The following is an 18,944-nucleotide window of genomic DNA, read 5'->3' as shown; positions in this document are numbered from 1 at the left end:
CCCCATGACCCATGCCCCATTACCTTATTAGTTTGTATTGTGGTTACTCTGACCCTGCTAGAACCGCAACAAAAAACACCACTCAAGCAATGGTATTTTGAAAACTCTTCCCTGATTAAGATTGGCAGAGCGACAGATAATGACGTTGTTTTGAGCGATACTTTAGTTTCTCGCTACCATCTAGAACTTAAACAAGTTAATTCTGCCAAAAATGGTAGTTTGTGGCAGGTGATTAGTCACGGCACTAATGGCACTTTCCTCAATGGTGTGCTTGTGACTCAGAGCCAACTACCAGATAATTCTCTGCTGCAATTAGCACAGGGAGGCCCCATCATCAAATTCCAATTGCAAGAGGTAACAGCACCCGATTCTTGGCTGCTACAACCAGAGATTCCTGGCTCAACAGAAAAGACAATTGCACCTTCATTTGTTCACTGTACCCATGAAGGAAACTCCCCGAAAAATCTGTTCTGTATTCATTGCGGTCAACCACTGACAGTAGAAAAGAAGATTCGCCAGTATCAAGTATTACGAACATTAGGACAAGGCGGTATGGGTACTACCTATCTCGCCTGGGATACAGCAGGTGCAATTGTGGGACATCCCCAACTGCTGGTATTAAAACAGATGAATGCTGATATGGCAAAAATTGCCAAAGCCCAAGAGTTATTTGAACGCGAAGCCTATACTCTCAGATCCTTGAACCATTCGGGAATACCCAAATATTATGATTTTTTTGTCGAAAGTGGCAAAAAATACTTGGCTATGGAATTAGTCCACGGGCAAGATTTAGAAAAGCGGATTTATACCACAGGGCCAGTTACCCCCAAACAAGCGATCGCCTGGATGATCCAGACCTGTGATATTTTAGACTATCTCCACAGCCAACAACCGCCACTGATTCACCGGGATATTAAACCCGCTAATCTAATGGTGAAAAATTCTAATAATCGGATAGTAGTGCTAGATTTTGGTGCAGTTAAAGAAATTGGTACAGCACCAGGTACTCGGATTGGTGCAGAGGGTTACTGCGCTCCCGAACAAGAACGAGGACAACCCCTGACGCAATCAGATTTATACGCTATTGGCCCAACTTTAATTTTCTTGCTGACTGGGGAAAACCCTTTCAAGTTTTACCATCAACGTGGAAGACATTTTCGCTTTGATGTCAGCAGTATTCCGACAATTACGCCGCAATTAAGAGAAATAATTGACCGGGTAACAGAGCCTTTACCACGCGATCGCTATCAGACAGCTAAAGAGCTTTCTTTGGCATTAACTGCTTGCCAATAAAGGGATGTAGTCAACAGTGGAGGCTGAAACATTTCATCCTTCACTTCAACAATTTATTCTTCATCCCAGGCTTCCACTGCCAACAATTCACTGATTGGATCTTGCATACTAAAGCCAAAATCTAACAGTTCTTGTTTCCAATGTTGCCATTCATTGCCATAGAGCAAAGCAATTTTCCAAATACTATCATTTGGCTTGATAATGTTGGATTCGACGAGTGATTGCACGTTACGCTGCAATTTCACCATTGGGTGAATTACTTGCTGAGTCATAACCTCGATTCAATTCAGATTTTGTTTAGTAAATACTTAATCAAAACTGCTTTCCGTTTTGCAAATTTTACCTATGCGTAGAGCGTTGTAATTTGGGCAAAGCTAGTCTTAACTTCTTAAATATACCATACTCGCCCTAAATATGTTGCTCCATAAGTCGGTTTTGTACGGTAATTACCACCACAACCAACTCAGCCCAAGAGATTGACAGTAACCGCAAAACGCAAAACCAGCCGTCCTCACAGATGCATCAATAGCATAAGCAAACACGACTAGTAACACTGTATTTGTTTTCGTCAACAAAATGTGTGCAGATTTTAGAAAACCCATAAGAAACGGGCTGATATAAAGTTAATTAACTGACGGTGAAATTATTTACCCTGTTGGAATCCTATATACAATATCGCAAACATTCCAGCATAAACAACGTTATTGCAAATCTTCATATAAATTTTATTTCCACCCTAAAAACATGTTAGAGCAAGTATATATTTTTACTTCTATTTGTAAATAGAAATCAAGCTTTTGGTAGATGGAGAAAAGCAAAATTATGAGCAATTTACATGGTAGTCTCTCACAAAACAATCTCACAACCAAATATAAAAATCTCTCTCCCCTAGCCCCTAGTGCGTGTTTTCAAAGTTGCCGTCACCCTAAAGGGTGCGGCTATATAAACAAAGTCCGCCTGCGCGGACTACGAAAAATAAGGCTTTTTAGCCCACCTGCGTGGGCTTTGTTCGTGTAGCCTCAGGCATTGGTTCCTGAAGGGGTTTGAAAACACGCCCTAGCCCCTAGCACAAGACTATGGAGATCGTCCAGACTCATCTGTTAAAGGTTGTGTAAAAAATTTTTAGTTAAGATGTTAGTTTCTTGAGAGCAGTGGGTATCCTCATACCAGAGGGTTGCTAGTACCTAAGTAATTACCACAGGATCTAAGGAAAATATGGGAGCGGGAGAAGAATACTTAATTAATCGCAAGAAGCAGATTCAACGCCGACAAAAATTTTTAACAATAGTGTCAATTGCATGTTTCTTAGGCCCCATCTTGTTTTCAGCAGTTCCTGTCATCCAAAAAGCTTTGCAAGAACCACAGCCAAAGGCTGTAACTCAGAAATCTCCTGATGTTTTATTACAGGAACAGGCAAAGGGTTGGGAAATGGTGTTACAAAGAGAACCACAAAACCAACTAGCTTTAGAAGGTTTAGTAAATGTACGGATCAAGTTGAACGATACTCAAGGTGCTATTCAAATTTTAGAAAAGCTAGTGAAGTTACACCCAGAACGCCAAGACTACAAGGTCGTTTTAGAGAAAATGAAGCAAGAAGTAGGTAAATAATAGCGACAGGCGAGATCGCTAAACCAATATTACAAAAAGTTTAGATACTACAAAAAATAAATTGTGATTAAAAAGATGCTTGCAGATGATCTTAAAAGAATATTTTCATAGTTCAAAAATAGAAAATTTTTCTACACAAATGCTATTGTTGGGCTTATTTAGGAGTTGATAATGAAAATTTGTATTGCTGGACAAAATGACATAGCCGTAAAATCCACTAGTTTCTTGATATCCGAAAAAATAGTATTACCAGAAGATTTAATTGTTTGCTTTAATCAAGCAGATACTGGTAAAGACTTATTTCAAAAATCATTTAAGAAATATTCTCAAGAGCATAATTTAGTAAATGCAAAGCTTGAGGATTTGTATAACATAAATAACTTATTATTTATATCTCTTCAATATGATAAAATAATATTTCCTGAAAAATTTAAGAGCAATCTTCTGTTTAATATTCATTTCTCTTTACTTCCTAAGTATAAAGGAATGTATACATCTGTATGGCCCATCTTAAATGGAGATCAATATAGTGGTGTAACACTTCATACAATAGATGCAGGAATAGATACAGGAGAGATAATAGACCAAATTAAGTTTGATATAAATTTTCATGATACCAGTAGAGATTTATATCTTAAATACATAGAACATGGAATTTATTTATTTAAGAAAAATATCTATGACTTAGTATCTGGTCATTATAAAACAGTTCAACAATCTGCTATTGAATCCTCATATTATTCTAAATGTTCAATTAATTTCAGCAATATAAGTATCAATTTAAATAAGAGTGCTTTTGAAATACGAAATCAAATAAGAGCTTTTAATTTTAAAGAATATCAAATTCCTGTAATATATGGTTTTAAAATAGTTTCAGCCAACATTTTAGATTCAATCACAAGAAAGAAACCTGGCACTATATTATATAGTACCCAGGACTACATTGATATTTCCACAATAGATTATGACCTGCGACTTAATAAGGAGAAACTATAAAAATAGTAAGATAAAATTATTTATATTTATTGACTTTACAAATTCAAATAAATATTTTATTTGTAAGTAAGCAATTAAATAAAAACATAAATTAAATAATTTTTAAATATAAATTTGAAACCTACTAGATAACCTTAGATAATCTAGATATTAATTGTATGATGGATTAATTTATATTATTTATGCTAAAAAATATTAACAAAATCTCAAAGTTACATTTATTTGAAATAATTCAATTATTCTTATGACTATAGAAGATTGCCGTATTATCCATTTACCAAAAGTACAAGATCCAAGAGGGAATTTAACATTTATAGAAGGTAAAAAGCATGTTCCTTTTGATATAAAAAGAGCTTATTATCTCTATGATGTTCCTGGAGGTGCAGAGAGAGGTGGACATGCACATCAACAATTGGAACAACTAATTATTGCTATGTCCGGTAGTTTTGATGTTGTTTTAGATGATGGACATGGTCAATGGCGTTTTCATCTAAATCGCTCATATTACGGTCTTTATATTAGCTCTATGGTCTGGCGGGAACTAGATAATTTTTCGTCTGGTTCAGTTTGTATGGTTTTAGCATCAACTTACTATGAAGAATCTGACTACTATCGCAATTATGACGAATTTATAAAGGCTGTAAGGAAAATAGACAATGGAAGTCCCGTTTCTTGATTTAAAGACGCCTTATTTAGAATTAAAAGATGAACTTGATGCAGCTTATCAGCGTGTTATGGAGTCTGGCTGGTATATTTTGGGTCAGGAATTAGAAGCTTTTGAAGAAGAATTTGCAGCTTATTGTGAAGCAAAATATTGTGTTGGTGTGGCTAATGGCTTAGACAGTTTACATTTAATTTTGCGAGCAATGGAAATAGGATCAGGTGATGAGGTAATTGTTCCAGCTAATACATATATCGCCACTTGGTTAGCCGTTTCTTATGCAGGAGCAATACCAGTTCCAGTAGAACCAGATATAAAAACTTATAATATTGATCCGACCAAAATAGAAGTAGCCATTACTTCTAAAACAAAAGCAATTATTGCCGTTCATCTTTATGGACAGCCAGCAGATATAGATTCTATTAATCAAATTGCTAGCAAACACAATATTAGAGTAATTGAAGATGCTGCTCAAGCTCATGGCGCACGTTACAAAAGTCGTCGTGTTGGTAGTTTAGGAGATGCAGCTGGATTTAGTTTCTATCCTGGTAAAAATTTAGGCGCATTTGGGGATGGAGGTGCAGTTACTACTAATAATGAGAAATTAGCTGATAAAATTCGTTTACTGCGTAACTATGGTTCAAGAATTAAATATTATAACGAAATTCAAGGATTTAATTCTCGCTTAGATGAATTACAAGCTGCTTTTTTAAGGGTGAAGCTTGCTAAGTTAGATGAATGGAATGAACGCCGTAAAAAACTAGCTATATACTACCTAGACAAATTACAAAAAATTACTAATTTAAAATTACCCTACGTTCCTGAATGGGCTGAACCAGTATGGCATTTATTTGTAATTAGTCACAAGTATAGAGATAAATTAAAACAATATTTAGCTGATGCGGAAGTTAAGACTTTAATTCACTATCCTATACCGCCCCATTTATCAAATATTTATGCCGAACAACTAGGTAGATTTCTGCAAACTAAGAGCTATTCAATTACAGAAATTTTATCTCAAGAAATACTTAGTTTACCAATTAATCCTCATCTGCATCAAACAGAAGTAAAAAGAGTTATTGAAATTTTATCAAAGGTATTAAAAAATGACATTATCTAATCCTTTAATTAGTGTAATTATGACTACATATAATCATGAATTATATGTAGGCGAGGCTATAGAAAGTGTTCTATCTCAAACATACGAAAATATTGAACTAATTATTGTAAATGATGGCTCTACAGATAGAACAGATGACATTATTAAAAAATTCGATGATAAGCGAATTACTTATATTTATCAAAAAAACCAAGGCACAAGTAGTGCAACAAATAAGGCTATATTAGCTTCTAAAGGAAAATATATTGCTTTAATGTCTGGAGATGATATTTGTTACACTTCTAAGCTAGAAAAACAATATAATTATCTTTCAAATTTTGATATAAGAGTTGTATTTTCTTGGGTAGACTTTATTAATGAAAGCAGTCAACTTATAGATTGTCCTCATTTTCTAGAACAATTGTTTAATCATCCTAATAGAGCTAGACATGAAATCCTAAGATATTTATTTTTTCGGGGCAACTATATTAATGCTGTCACTGGGTTGATAAGTAAAGAACTACTTTTAGAAACTGGACTTTTCAATTTAGCGTCTATTCAGCTACAAGATTTTGAAATGTGGCTTAAATTAATTAAAAGAGATGAAATATATATCTTACCTGAACCATTAGTTAAATATAGAGTCATTACTCAAGGAAAAAACTTGAGTAATCCATCTAATTCTATTCGTTCAGATTTTGAATATCAGCAAATATATAGAAGTATATTTGACGATGTTCCAAAAGAGTTTTTTAAAGCTGCCTTTGCAGATATAATTAGAAACCCACAATTTAGTAATAGAATCGATTATGAATTAGAAAAAGCTTTTTTATATTTACAGCATAACTCTAGTTATGTACAAATTATTGGGTGTGAAAAGCTGTTTAAGCTATTCCAAGATCCAGATATTGTGGTACAGTCAACTTCAAAATATAATTTTTCCTTGGTTGATTTGTACAAGTTAACAAATCAAATAGATTTTTTAAATAAAAAATCATCAATTGAAAATCAGGAAATATTAAAACAACAAGAAAAAGAATTAGTAAAATATAATTTAATCATAAATCATTTTGATTATGAAATTAAAAGAAATTTAAACTTCTTGTCTGCTAATACTCATTCTCTAAAATATAAACCCATTTTTAGTATTATTTTTCCTGTTTATAATACCCCGTCAACATACTTAAGAGATGCTATTGAATCTGTATTAGATCAAATTTATCCTTATTGGGAATTATGTATTGCTGATGATGCTTCTACAGAAGCTCATGTGAGAAAGATATTAGGAGAATATGCTCAAAAAGACTCGCGCATTAAAGTAGTCTTCAGGGATAAAAATGGTCATATCTCTCGTACTTCTAACTCGGCGATAGAAATAGCTACGGGAGAGTTTATAGCACTCTTCGATCATGATGACTTATTAACATCAGATGCTTTATACGAAGTAGCCTTGCTACTCAATCAGCATCCAGATGCGGATATGATTTATTCAGATGAAGATAAAGTTAATGATCATAATCAATTTCTTTATCCTACATATAAACCAGATTGGTGTCCTGATTCCTTTTTCTCTAGGATGTATACTTGCCATCTGGGTGTTTATCGGCGATCGCTTGTCAATAAAATTGGTGGTTTTAGAGTAGGTTATGAAGGAAGCCAAGATTACGATTTAGTTTTGAGATTTACAGAAGAAACCAAGAAAATATTTCATATACCTAAAGTTCTTTATCATTGGCGTCTTCATGCTGGTTCTACATCTGCTTCTACAACTGCAAAATCTTACGCTTATGAAGCAGCAATCAAAGCTTTAACAGATGCGCTACAGAGAAGAGGTGAGAAAGGAGTAGTTTTACAAGATGCCAACATTCCCGGACATTATCATGTTCGTTACGAGATAGAAGATTATAAATTAGTAAGTATTATTATTCTTACTCAAGATTTTTGCTCAAACTTAAACCAATGTCTAGAATCAATCTTTGCTGAAACCCTATATCCTAATTATGAAGTGATTGTTATACAGACTGGTAATATAACATCCACAACAGAGGAAAGTATTCAACATTGGCAAGTTCAGCAACCTGGTAAATTTAAACATTATTTGCATCAAATTCCCTTTAACTATTCTGTACTGAATAACTATGCTGTTAAAAAATCTCAAGGTGATTATTTACTGTTTTTGAATAATGATACTCAAATTATTCAAGGTGATTGGCTCAATGCAATGGTTGAGCAGGTTCAAAGAGAATCGATTGGTGCTGTCGGTACATTATTAACTTACCCTAATAATTCTATTCAACATGTAGGCTCGGTACTAGGTTTAGGCAAAATAGCCAATCATATCTACAAAGGGTTGACGAGAATTGCTGAAGATCATGCTGTAACCAATATTTTATTGATTAATAATATCTCCATTGTCACAGGTGCTTGTTTAATGTGCCGTAGAGAGGTATTTGATACTATTAGTGGATTTGATGAAGCATTACCTATTCATTACAATGATGTGGATTTATGTTTAAAAATAAAAAGTCATGGTTATCACAATATTTATATCCCGCATGTCAGGCTAATTCACCAAGAGTTAAAAAGTTGGCAAGAGCAAATTAGTCAAGAAGAGCTTTTACAGCTTGAAGCAGCTGCATTTAAATTAATGCAGGATAGATGGGGAATTAAGTTAAATAGCGATCCTTGTTTTAGTCCTCACTTAATTAGGCATCTCAATTTCCAGATTCAATCAGAGAATCAAGAGAGTACACAATTTATTCATGAAGGTAAAGAAAATAAGGAACAAGCTCTTTCTCAACCTTTGGTAAGTATTTGTATTCCTACTTATAATGGGGAAAAATTTATTGCTGAAGCAATTAATAGTGTTTTGTCTCAAACTTACCCAAGTTTAGAAATTATCTTGTCTGATGATAGTTCTACTGACAAAACAGTTGACATTGCTAAGTCCTTACTACAAAAATCATCCGTAAAATTTTCAATTCTTGAACATAGTCAATACGGACTAGCTAATAATTGGAATTTCTGCATTTCTCAAGCTCAAGGTAAATATATCAAGTTTTTATTTCAAGATGATTTATTAGAGCCAAATGCTGTTGCATTAATGGTGAACATAGCTGAGAAAGATAAAGAAATAGGTTTGGTATTCTCTCCTAGAAAAATATTTACTAATACTGGGGATACTATATATGATTCCAACTTTTTAAGAGAGCATGAGGCAAAGGATGTTCACAAAGCTTGGTCAAAATTACAACCAATTCAACTAGGACAGGAGCTACTTCAATCTCCGAATATCTTTGATGCCCCAATTAATAAAGTAGGTGAGCCAAGTACAGTCTTAATTAGGAAAGAGATTTTTGATTCATTGGGATTGTTTAATTCTGAGTTTTGTCAACTCGTAGATTTAGAAATGTGGCTCCGAATTATGAGCCAATACAAAATTGGTTTTGTCGATAAATATTTATCCAAGTTTCGGATACATTCGCAGCAACAAACTCGTCGCAATGCATCTGTAGAAAAAGCTATATTCTCAGATTATCAAAAGCTGTTTCATGCAATCTATAACGATCAACGCTACCCTCAAGTTACAAGACAGCTAGCTTTTTATCAAAATGCGGTTTTGAGTCAACAGGATTCAGACTTGCGTCAATCGCGCAGACAACTAGCAGATCAATGGCTGAATATAACCCCTGAGCAGATGCCTATTATGTACGCAGGTATATTAGGGGAAACACATAAAGTGTTAGTGAATAGTAGCATCAAATACAAGAGTCTAACTGATGAAGAACAGATTTTTGTTGATAGCCTAATTCAGCATATTGAAGCAGGTTTTGAGCAGCCAAAAGCAATTCAATACTTACTTGCAGTGATGCTGTATCAGCGTGCCGATCGGTTACGATTACCTTACGATCTCTCTGATATACCTCATTGGTTAGTGAAGGACTATGTGCAATTTTTATTTGCTTCTCCTGTTCACTTCCAAGAAATTGGAGAAGCAAATAATTACTATAACTATATGCAGGGGTGGCTGGATTACTTACATACATCTATATCTCAGGAACCTGACTCTATAGTTTTGCATACAGCAGTTAACTATTTTGCTCAAATTGCTAATTTCATTCCGCTATACTTTAATGAAGCAAATCTGAAAGATATTTATGTTAAGCGGGCAGATATACTAGAGTTTTTCTTGAAAAACAAAGGACATGAAGTTGATTATGAGTTTACAGAAATACCTGTAAATAGAAAAAAAATCCGATTGGGAATTTTAGCATCGCATTTTACACCAGGCTCGGAAACATTTGCTTATCTTCCAGTTTATGAGTATCTGAGTAGGGAGTTTGAAGTTATTTTATACTCTCTAACTAAAACAGGTCATAGTTTAGAACAATATTGCCAAAGTTGTGCCAACTTCTTCAAGCGGCTACCACAAGATTTAACACAACAAGTCAATACAATTCGTGCGGACGATCTAGATATATTATTCATTGCTACCAATGTGACAGCAGTAACAAATCAAATCTGCTTATTGGCAATGCACAGGTTAGCCAGAATACAAGTTACTAGTGGGGGTTCAGTTGTCACAACTGGAATACGGCACATTGATTATTATATTTCTGGTACCCTCACCGATCCATCAGCAACAGCACAAGAACAGTATCGAGAAAAGTTGCTGAAATTAGAAGGGACTGCTCATTGTTTTAGTTATGGTACCGAACAAGAACAAGTAAATGTTGAAGTTACTCGAAAAAAGTTAGGGATTGCTGAAGATACTGTAGCTTTTATATCTGGTGCTAACTTCTATAAGATGATTCCAGAGCTAATTAATACATGGGCCAAAATTATTGTAGAAGTGCCAAATTCAGTTTTAGTATTACTCCCGTATGGCCCAAATTGGTCAAATTCTTATCCAAAGGAATCTTTTGAAAATTATTTGATTAACGTCTTTGAAGAATATGGTATATCAGCAGATAGATTGATAGTTTTAGCTCCTCAACCTGTACCGAATCGAGAAGAGGTTAAGGAATACTTAAAAATTGCTGATGTCTATCTTGATTCTTATCCATTTGCTGGGACTACTTCTCTCATTGAGCCATTACAGGTTAATTTACCAGTAATTGCTAGACAAGGTAATAGTTTTCGCTCGGCAATGGGTGCTGCTATGATCCGATCAATGAAGATTTCTGATTTAGTTGCTGATAGTGAAGAGTCTTATATCAAGTTAGCGATCGCACTTGGTAACGATCCTGAATTACGTCACAACAAGAGGCAGCAAATTCAGGAAAAAATGCAAGCTAATCCTAGTTTTTTGGATAGCCGCTCCTATTCAGCTAAGATTGAAAGCTTATTTAAACAAGTCTTCAACAATTATCTTGTAGAAACTCTCAGCCAAAATCTACCCTTGAGAGATATTAACCTGATTATTTTCCCAGATTGGACTCAGTCGGAAGAATCAATTGGTTTAGAATTAGAACGAGTTATCAAAGCTCTTGCTAATTATCCTGACAGTGAAAAAACTACCTTGCTTATCGATACAAATAATATTGCAGTGGAGGATGCAGAAATCTTTTTGTCAAGTGTTGCTATGAATCTCTTGATGAATGAAGATTTAGATATAACTGAGGGATTAGAAATTTCTTTGGTCGATAAACTCGGTGATAATCAGTGGCAAGCTTTATTACTTAGTCTGACAGGAAGAATTGTTTTAGAAAATGAAAATAAGCCAGCAATAACACATCTGCCAATCCAAGAAATTTATACTTGGGAGTTGGAGAAGTTAACCTCTTCGACTTTAGAGATAGAGCCTGTGTAGTTATAAAAGCCTAGATTGGATGGCAATAGGCTTGAGCTTTATACCAGAGATTAAAATCTCTGGTATTTTTTATTAAACCTCGTCCATTTTGAAACCTGGAGTAGTGCGGAACGGAAAGCCCCCTACTGCTAATAGGAAGCAAGATGCTCCCATTACTTTTAAAACTGTATTAATTTAATTCCCATCAACATACCTCTGCCACATTTGCTCGTAAGCTTGTTCCATATCACGAGTAAACTGCTTTGCATTCCACAATGGCGCTGTTTGCCTTGATTGGCGCAACTTCCAAGATATTTGTTGTCGTAATTTTTCATCTTTACCCAAGCGTACACCCCATTCTACATACTCATCTTCAGTCCAAGCGATGCCTTCTGTAATCCCTGCATTCATCATCATGGTGTAACTATTACGCGCTGCAAATTGCTGTCCAACTCTTGTGACTACAGGTATACACATCCACAGAGTTTCTAATGTTGTTGTAGCACCATTATAAGGATAGGTATCAAGTACTATATCAGCAATTGCTAAATTAGCACGGTGAATTGCTTCGGTAGGCGCACCAGGTAAAAATCTGAGGCGAGAGAAATCAACACCCTCTGTTTCTGCCATACCTTCAAAAAATTCTTTTGATGATTCTAGATCGGCATCACCTTTAATCAAAAGATAACTGTTAGGAACTTCTCTAATAATTCGTAACTGTAATTGTAAATGTTCCTGATGCCTTTTATATCCTTTTTGAGTCATAAAATAAACTATGGCATCACTAGGAATATCTAGATTTTCTCGTCGTAAATTAGGTACATCTACTTCAAAACCATCAACAGCTATGTAAGTTTGGGGTAATCTCCAAATTGTTTCGCTGTAATAATCTTGTGCAGATTCAGGTAATACGTAAGGATCGGCGATAAAATAATCAATTGATGGTAACCCTGAGGAATCCCAGCCTAACCAAGTTACTTGAATGGGCGCAGATTTGATGGACATTAGCTCACAAGAATGATCTAAGGTAATACTATCTAAATCCACTAGAATATCAATTTCATCTGCTTGAATTTGATCCCAGATGCCATAATCATAAATTCCAAATTGATGGAATTTATAAGAGTTATCTATAAAATTGTTTTTTGTGAATTGTTCTACAGTATTTGAATCATGCAAGAAATAGCTATGAATTTTAAATTTTTCTGGATTATGATATTTAAATAGCCATCGGCATAACCAACCTACAGAATGTCTTTTTAGACAATGAGAAATATAACCTATATTTAGAGTTTTTCTATCTTTAATAGCATTTTTTTTACGCAATATTAATAACTCATCTTGACGAGGCGAAATTTCATTATAGTGTTTGATTAGATTCTGCTGGCACAAACGAGAAATTTCATGTTGAATCCGATGGTTATTTTGAGGTTCGTCATAAATATATGGTAAGAAAAATACTGAATTAAATAGTACAGCAGAAGTTGCTTTGTCAAGATTATTTGGATTCTCTTGTATTAATTCTTTTGCAAGTAATACTTGCTGCTGCAAGCTAGCACACACTTCTTGCCAATAACTACCCGATGTCATAAAAGCTCTGACTATTAAAGCATTAGCAGAAACTTTATCAGCTAGAGTAGTTGCTAATTCATAATAACGTTTGGCTGTTTCTATACCTTTAGTATATTGTTGAGAATTTTGGTAAAAATGGGATAATTGTGTAATAACTCCGCGATGCCTAGGTGCTTGATGTAAACAGCATTCTGCAAAACGTGCTGCTAATCCCGGCATTTTTTTAAACACAGCAATGTTAATAACTTCCAGCATTGCTGTATCAATAATAATTAAGGGTTCTGAATAATAATTGAGACAAGCTTCAAAAAAATTAAATACAGATTCTTCAGTTGGCTTAGATACTAAAAGATTAATAATTACATCTAATAATAATTCAAAATCACAATTATTTATTTTTTTAGGTAATAACTCAATTATGAACTCTAATAAAATAGTGGTATGTTCGGTAAAATTTTCCGTTAAAAGCTCGATTTTAATAATATTGAACAAATTATTAATATTTTCAGGATTGATTTCTCTGATATGTTGGCAAATTGCCCATGCCGTTTGATAATCTTTAATATTTACTCGACGTTCCGATTCCTTTTCTAAAACCTCTAGTAATTCTGCTGTATACAGTTCTTCTTCTGTATCTGATAATGCCATCAACCAAGTCATTTGTGCTTCTGTTTCTTGTCCTTGCAGAAGCAACATTAATCCTAAATTCCAGTAGTGAGACTTGATATCTGGCTCTATCTCAATTGCCTGTTCGTAAAGACTAGCAGCAGCAATATAGTTTTCCTCAATTAGATATTTTTCTGCTTGCTGTTGCCAATTATTTTTGTTTGCATGAGGCTTTGATAAAGTCATATTAAATTCTGAGTTAATTTACTGTTCTGTTATATCTCAATATTTGAATTTCAGTAAGTTAATATTTGAATTTTAATAATATTAATCAAAATAATATTGACGAAAAATCTATTATTATTAATAGCCTCTTCAAACAGATTTTAAATCTAACAGAAATATTCACCCTCGAAAAGGTTTCCGAGAGTGAATAGATATCTCTTACTTGCATAGAGTAAGAGTATATGGTTGATTGATATTTATTTAATAAACTTGCCGCTAGAGTTGCAAGAAGTTGCTGTTGTTTCCATCAAAGCATTCCCAGCGGTTCCTACGTTGACTGATTCACAAAGGAAAGCAATACTAGTTAATTCAGAGTTTGCACCTACGGCTTCTAAGTAAACTCTACCACCATAGTTTTTCAGACCAGTAGCAACATTAGTTGAGTAGCTGGTGGCAGTAGCATTGGTACCAGTTCCTGTTCCTGCTACTGCTGTTGTAAAGTAATTATAGTTTTGAGTTGCGGTTTTAATACCAATACCTGTGTCATTCACAGTGCTAGCAAATGCGTCATTTTCTGTGTAGAAAGCTTGTTGACCTTTGTTCATGGAACCAACATAGGTCTTAGATTCTGATTGTTTAGCTTTCTTAGCTTGGTTGAGGAATGAGGGTAGAGCGATCGCAGACAGAATACCGATAATGATGATTACTACCAACAGTTCAATAAGTGTAAAACCTTGTTCGTCTTTCTTTTTACCGAGAATGTGCTGAAGGAATTTTGCTTTAAGTTCGGTTTTCATAAGTGTTTTCCCTGCGGTCTGGGTGAGTTGTTTGTTCTAGAAAGAACTTACCCATCTGATTACAGTTTCATATCACTAAGTAGAAAAAATATTTTTGTGTTGTTTCATATACAAGATTTTAGGTAATGAGGAGATAGTAGCGTTACCGTGAGAAAAGTTGAAGGGAGTAAGGAACGACGATTGAAGCTTAGTCTGCGCATATCTACTTGTAACCTGCGATCGCTCTCAATTCCCTAGTCTTCCCAATTGCGATCGCAGTTTGTTATGCTATATTAAGCGTAGTCGTTATGAGTTTGTATAACTGTTATGACCAACCCGACAGTAGAAAATTTGGTAATTATCGGTTCTGGGCCAGCAGGATACACGGCGGCGATATATGCCGGGCGAGCTAACTTGAAACCTGTGGTATTTGAAGGCTTCCAAGCAGGGGGTTTGCCTGGTGGGCAATTGATGACAACGACGGAAGTGGAAAACTTTCCTGGGTTTCCCCAAGGGATTACCGGGCCGGAATTAATGGACAGAATGAAGGCGCAAGCTGAACGCTGGGGGGCTGAGTTATATACAGAAGATGTAATATCAGTTGATTTGACTCAGCGTCCGTTTACTATCCGCTCAGAGGAAAGGGAAGTTAAAGCCAACAGTATTATTATTGCCACTGGTGCAACTGCCAAGCGTTTAGGTTTACCCAGCGAACATGAATTTTGGAGTCGGGGAATTTCTGCTTGTGCGATTTGCGATGGTGCAACGCCGATTTTCCACGGTGCGGAACTGGCTGTGATTGGTGCTGGTGACTCGGCGGCGGAAGAATCAATTTACTTAACCAAGTATGGTTCTAAAGTCAATCTGCTGGTGCGTTCTGATAAAATGCGGGCTTCTAAAGCCATGCAAGACAGGGTTTTGAGCAATCCTAAAATCCAGGTACATTGGAACACAGAAGCGGTAGATATCTTTGGTAACGGCCACATGGATGGGGTAAAAATCCGCAATACCAAAACTGGTGAAGAAAGCAAACTACATGTGAAAGGTTTGTTCTACGCTATTGGTCACACTCCGAATACTTCTTTATTTAAGGGACAATTAGAACTAGATGAAGTTGGATATGTTGCTACCAAGCATGGTTCTGTAGAAACCAGCGTTGAAGGTGTATTTGCGGCTGGTGATGTGCAAGATCATGAGTTTCGCCAAGCAATCACGGCTGCGGGGACTGGTTGTATGTCCGCGATGTTGGCTGAACGCTGGTTATCTTCTAATGGATTGATTCAAGAATTCCATCAACAGCCAGAAACACCAACTAATGAATTAGAACATCAGCCAGCAGCGAAGAAAACTGAAGCTGAACAACAAGCAGAATTTAGTTTAAATGCGACACGCCATGAAGGTGGTTATGCTTTGCGGAAACTTTTCCATGAAAGCGATCGCTTGCTGTTGGTAAAATATGTTGCGCCTGGTTGCGGCCCTTGTCATACCCTGAAACCAATACTCAATAAAGTGGTTGATGAATTTGACGGCAAAATTCACTTTGTCGAAATTGATATCGATAAAGACCGCGATATTGCTGAAAATGCTGGGGTGACAGGCACACCGACGATTCAATTGTTCAAAAATAAAGAACTGATCAAAGAAGTCAAAGGTGTGAAGCAGAAAAGCGAGTATCGCCAATTGATTGAAAGTAATCTTTGAAGCATTGGGATTTGGGGATGAGGGAAGGGGCAAGGAGGACAAGGGAAGGGGGACAAGGAGGACAAGGGAGAAATAATTAATGCCCAATGCCCCATGCCCATTTTCCTTGACACAATAAATCCATATTGCCGCCACTATAAGCCAAAATTTTTATAGACAGAACTTAGGTACAGGCAAAAATGGATATCAAACATGGCTTCGTCGGTAGCATTGGCAATACACCTCTTATTCGCTTAAACAGCTTTAGTGAGGAAACAGGGTGTGAAATTCTCGCTAAAGCAGAGTTTCTTAATCCTGGTGGTTCCGTCAAAGACCGCGCTGCACTTTATATTATTGAAGATGCGGAAAAAAAAGGCTTGCTCAAACCTGGCGGTACAGTAGTTGAAGGTACAGCTGGTAATACTGGTATTGGATTGGCGCATATTTGTAACGCCAAAGGTTATAAATGCCTAATTATTATTCCGAATACACAGTCTCAAGAAAAAATAGACGCATTAACAACTTTAGGTGCAGAAGTTCGCCCGGTTCCTGCTGTACCTTATAAAGATCCCAATAATTATGTCAGACTCTCTGGGAGAATAGCGGCTGAATTAGATAATGCCATTTGGGCGAATCAATTTGATAATTTAGCTAACCGCCAAGCCCATTATGAAACTACAGGGCCAGAAATTTGGGCGCAAACAGATGGTAAAGTTGACGGTTGGGTTGCTGCAACGGGAACTGGCGGTACATTTGCTGGTGTGGCACTTTACTTAAAAGAAAAGAATCCAGCAGTTAAATGCGTTGTGGCAGATCCTTTAGGTAGCGGGCTTTACAGCTACATCAAAACTGGTGAAATCAGCATAGAAGGTAGTTCCATCACTGAAGGTATTGGTAACAGTCGCATTACAGCGAATATGGAAGGCGTACCAGCAGATGACGCAATTCAGATAGATGATAAAGAAGCGTTGCGAGTAGTTTATCAACTGCTGAGAAAAGATGGATTATTAATGGGCGGCTCCACAGGGATTAATGTGGGGGCGGCTGTTGCTTTAGCCAAGCAGTTAGGCCCCGGACATACTATTGTTACCATTTTGTGTGATAGTGGTTCGCGCTATCAGTCGCGGATATTCAATCGGGAATGGTTAGCTTCTAAGGGGCTTTCTGTGGGTTAATCAGAGACGCGATTAATCGCGTCTGTACAAGTGTTATTTCTTCCCGTTGTCTTCTCCTCTGCGTCTCTGTAGTTGGAAAAAATGTCAAACACCACTCAATCATCGGACTTTCCTAGAACAGATCCCAATTCTTTGCCTAAATGCGTGCGCGTTTGTCAAAACCGTGCTTGTAAAAAACAAGGTGCAGCTGATGTTTTAGCGGCCTTTGCTGCTTTGCCTGTTGCTGGTGTAATTGTTACAGCTAGCGGTTGTTTAGGACAATGTGGCAATGGGCCAATGGTATTAGTATTACCTGAGATGGTCTGGTATAGCGGCGTTCAACCGAGTGAAGTACCTCTATTGGTAGAACAACATCTATTAGGCGATCAAAGAGTCAAGCAGATGCTTTATTATCGGTTTCATCCCCAGGGATAAAGTGTTTCAAAATATATCAGTCTGCACTCTTTGTTGACCGAAGTGAGGAAGCCAATGAATATTCAGCAGCTACGTCAATCATTAAAAATGAAGTGGCTGGGTTATTACGCACAAAATCGCCCTTGGTTAGTAAAAATGCGAATTTGGGGTACTTATGATGGCGTGCGCCGGCCTTGTTCTGGTTTTATGTTGGCGACTTTATCTGTGTTAGAACCGCAGTTTGAACAGATACTTGATTTTATAACTGAACTCAGCAATAATCCTGATAAAATTATTGCGGCTTTGGGTCTTAACTTCAGTCCTGACGAAGAGTTGGATTTGATAATTCAAGATGATTTTATGGCCGCTGATTCATTGTCAAATGAGCCGTTAACAGAAATTAAGGATCGAGTTCAGCATGTATCTTTGGTAACTGAAAATTTAGAGGATATTTCTAATTCGCCAACAAGAATATTAAATTCTGAACAGCCGCTTGGTGATATGGCTCCAACCAAGATTAATGTATCATCGTTTACGGGAGCTAATGAAGTAGTTCGCGATCGCCAACCTGTGACATCAGTTGCAGTGGCTACTCCAGTGAGTCGAGAATCTTCAGCGACGACGCTAGTTATGGATAAGCTAGCTAGTGAAACCATAGTGCAAAATCAGCCAGAGCGATCGCTTGCTATCAGTAATAAGATTTCTAAACAAGGTACAACTATGTTACCTTCGGCAATGCCTACGGAGATTCCCCAAAATTACACTAGTTTGAAATCGCTGGCTGTTGCGATCAAAATTCCTAGCAATGATAGTCAATTGAAGATGCAATTGCCCGTTGTTCCTACTAAAACTCAAATCTCACCTAGTAGTAATGCTCGTAGTTTGGCTTCTTGGGTGGACGAATTTTGTCAAGGTGTTGATTGGAATCCAGAGGAGGCTATTTATATTCATTTTTGAATGGTCATTTGTCATTTGTCATTTGTCATTAGAAGAGTTTTTACTGTTAACTCATGACTAATGACTAATTTTCAGATGTAAGTCAGTCGGTATAAGTAAAGCAAACCATATT

Annotated in this window: 13 protein-coding genes; 10 read left to right on the top strand and 3 right to left on the bottom strand. The window is 36.2% G+C overall.

Annotated features, from left to right (window positions below):
- Positions 1 to 39: 39 nt before the first annotated feature.
- On the top strand, positions 40 to 1,293 hold the full coding sequence (locus tag H6G08_RS23550; RefSeq protein WP_190547378.1) for a protein kinase domain-containing protein: 1,254 nt from the start codon (positions 40 to 42) through the stop codon (positions 1,291 to 1,293).
- A 53-nt stretch (positions 1,294 to 1,346) separates the two neighbouring features.
- On the opposite strand, the gene H6G08_RS23545 is transcribed toward H6G08_RS23550, so the two are convergent.
- On the bottom strand, positions 1,347 to 1,565 hold the full coding sequence (locus H6G08_RS23545; protein ID WP_096642191.1) for a DUF4327 family protein: 219 nt from the start codon (positions 1,563 to 1,565) through the stop codon (positions 1,347 to 1,349).
- A gap of 943 nt (positions 1,566 to 2,508) precedes the next feature.
- Between H6G08_RS23545 and H6G08_RS23540 the strand changes: the two genes are divergently transcribed.
- From H6G08_RS23540 to H6G08_RS37680, 5 genes are all read left to right on the top strand, one after another.
- Positions 2,509 to 2,901, top strand: a complete 393-nt coding sequence (locus H6G08_RS23540; protein WP_190547311.1) for a tetratricopeptide repeat protein — start codon at positions 2,509 to 2,511, stop codon at positions 2,899 to 2,901.
- Positions 2,902 to 3,072: 171 nt separating this feature from the next.
- Complete coding sequence (locus tag H6G08_RS23535; RefSeq protein ID WP_190547309.1) at positions 3,073 to 3,897, top strand: methionyl-tRNA formyltransferase; 825 nt, start codon at positions 3,073 to 3,075, stop codon at positions 3,895 to 3,897.
- A gap of 244 nt (positions 3,898 to 4,141) precedes the next feature.
- The gene (locus tag H6G08_RS23530) at positions 4,142 to 4,573 is read left to right on the top strand and encodes a sugar 3,4-ketoisomerase (protein WP_190547307.1); all 432 of its coding nucleotides are present in this window, start codon (positions 4,142 to 4,144) and stop codon (positions 4,571 to 4,573) included.
- Positions 4,554 to 5,678 (top strand): DegT/DnrJ/EryC1/StrS family aminotransferase, encoded by a 1,125-nt coding sequence (locus H6G08_RS23525; protein WP_190547306.1) that lies wholly within the window; start codon positions 4,554 to 4,556, stop codon positions 5,676 to 5,678. The genes H6G08_RS23530 and H6G08_RS23525 overlap by 20 nt, the downstream gene beginning before the upstream one ends.
- Positions 5,665 to 11,469, top strand: coding sequence for a glycosyltransferase (locus H6G08_RS37680; RefSeq protein WP_190547305.1), 5,805 nt, complete (start codon positions 5,665 to 5,667; stop codon positions 11,467 to 11,469). Before H6G08_RS23525 ends, H6G08_RS37680 begins: the two co-directional genes overlap by 14 nt.
- Positions 11,470 to 11,643: 174 nt before the next feature.
- Here H6G08_RS37680 and H6G08_RS23515 read toward each other — a convergent pair whose 3' ends face one another.
- Together H6G08_RS23515 and H6G08_RS23510 are read right to left on the bottom strand one after the other, a co-directional pair.
- A complete protein-coding gene (locus H6G08_RS23515; RefSeq protein ID WP_190547303.1) occupies positions 11,644 to 13,872 on the bottom strand; it encodes an O-linked N-acetylglucosamine transferase, SPINDLY family protein in 2,229 nt (742 codons plus the stop codon).
- 236 nt (positions 13,873 to 14,108) lie between these two features.
- On the bottom strand, positions 14,109 to 14,648 hold the full coding sequence (locus H6G08_RS23510; RefSeq protein WP_190547300.1) for a type IV pilin-like G/H family protein: 540 nt from the start codon (positions 14,646 to 14,648) through the stop codon (positions 14,109 to 14,111).
- A 306-nt stretch (positions 14,649 to 14,954) separates the two neighbouring features.
- Between H6G08_RS23510 and trxB the strand changes: the two genes are divergently transcribed.
- From trxB to H6G08_RS23490, 4 genes are all read left to right on the top strand, one after another.
- Positions 14,955 to 16,328 carry a thioredoxin-disulfide reductase gene (gene trxB / locus H6G08_RS23505; RefSeq protein WP_190547299.1) on the top strand — a complete coding sequence of 458 codons (1,374 nt, stop codon included), beginning with the start codon at positions 14,955 to 14,957 and terminating at the stop codon, positions 16,326 to 16,328.
- A gap of 179 nt (positions 16,329 to 16,507) precedes the next feature.
- The gene (locus H6G08_RS23500; protein ID WP_190547297.1) at positions 16,508 to 17,482 is read left to right on the top strand and encodes a cysteine synthase A; all 975 of its coding nucleotides are present in this window, start codon (positions 16,508 to 16,510) and stop codon (positions 17,480 to 17,482) included.
- Between the two features lie 81 nt (positions 17,483 to 17,563).
- Positions 17,564 to 17,896, top strand: a complete 333-nt coding sequence (locus H6G08_RS23495; RefSeq protein ID WP_190547295.1) for a (2Fe-2S) ferredoxin domain-containing protein — start codon at positions 17,564 to 17,566, stop codon at positions 17,894 to 17,896.
- Positions 17,897 to 17,950: 54 nt separating this feature from the next.
- The gene (locus H6G08_RS23490; protein ID WP_190547293.1) at positions 17,951 to 18,832 is read left to right on the top strand and encodes a DUF5331 domain-containing protein; all 882 of its coding nucleotides are present in this window, start codon (positions 17,951 to 17,953) and stop codon (positions 18,830 to 18,832) included.
- Positions 18,833 to 18,944: the final 112 nt, after the last annotated feature.

It is taken from the genome of Calothrix anomala FACHB-343 (assembly GCF_014696435.1).
In the GTDB taxonomy this organism is placed as follows: Bacteria; Cyanobacteriota; Cyanobacteriia; order Cyanobacteriales; family Nostocaceae; genus Aulosira; species Aulosira anomala_A.
The sequence above is the reverse complement of the archived record's forward strand: the minus strand, read 5'-3'. Positions and strand labels throughout refer to the sequence as shown.

Coding starts and splice junctions, on each gene's coding strand:
- H6G08_RS23545 (WP_096642191.1), bottom strand. CDS start 1,565: ATGACTCAGCAAGTAATTCACCCAATGGTGAAATTGCAGCGTAACGTG.
- H6G08_RS23540 (WP_190547311.1), top strand. CDS start 2,509: ATGGGAGCGGGAGAAGAATACTTAATTAATCGCAAGAAGCAGATTCAA.
- H6G08_RS23535 (WP_190547309.1), top strand. CDS start 3,073: ATGAAAATTTGTATTGCTGGACAAAATGACATAGCCGTAAAATCCACT.
- H6G08_RS23530 (WP_190547307.1), top strand. CDS start 4,142: ATGACTATAGAAGATTGCCGTATTATCCATTTACCAAAAGTACAAGAT.
- H6G08_RS23525 (WP_190547306.1), top strand. CDS start 4,554: ATGGAAGTCCCGTTTCTTGATTTAAAGACGCCTTATTTAGAATTAAAA.
- H6G08_RS37680 (WP_190547305.1), top strand. CDS start 5,665: ATGACATTATCTAATCCTTTAATTAGTGTAATTATGACTACATATAAT.
- H6G08_RS23515 (WP_190547303.1), bottom strand. CDS start 13,872: ATGACTTTATCAAAGCCTCATGCAAACAAAAATAATTGGCAACAGCAA.
- H6G08_RS23510 (WP_190547300.1), bottom strand. CDS start 14,648: ATGAAAACCGAACTTAAAGCAAAATTCCTTCAGCACATTCTCGGTAAA.
- trxB (WP_190547299.1), top strand. CDS start 14,955: ATGACCAACCCGACAGTAGAAAATTTGGTAATTATCGGTTCTGGGCCA.
- H6G08_RS23500 (WP_190547297.1), top strand. CDS start 16,508: ATGGATATCAAACATGGCTTCGTCGGTAGCATTGGCAATACACCTCTT.
- H6G08_RS23495 (WP_190547295.1), top strand. CDS start 17,564: ATGTCAAACACCACTCAATCATCGGACTTTCCTAGAACAGATCCCAAT.
- H6G08_RS23490 (WP_190547293.1), top strand. CDS start 17,951: ATGAATATTCAGCAGCTACGTCAATCATTAAAAATGAAGTGGCTGGGT.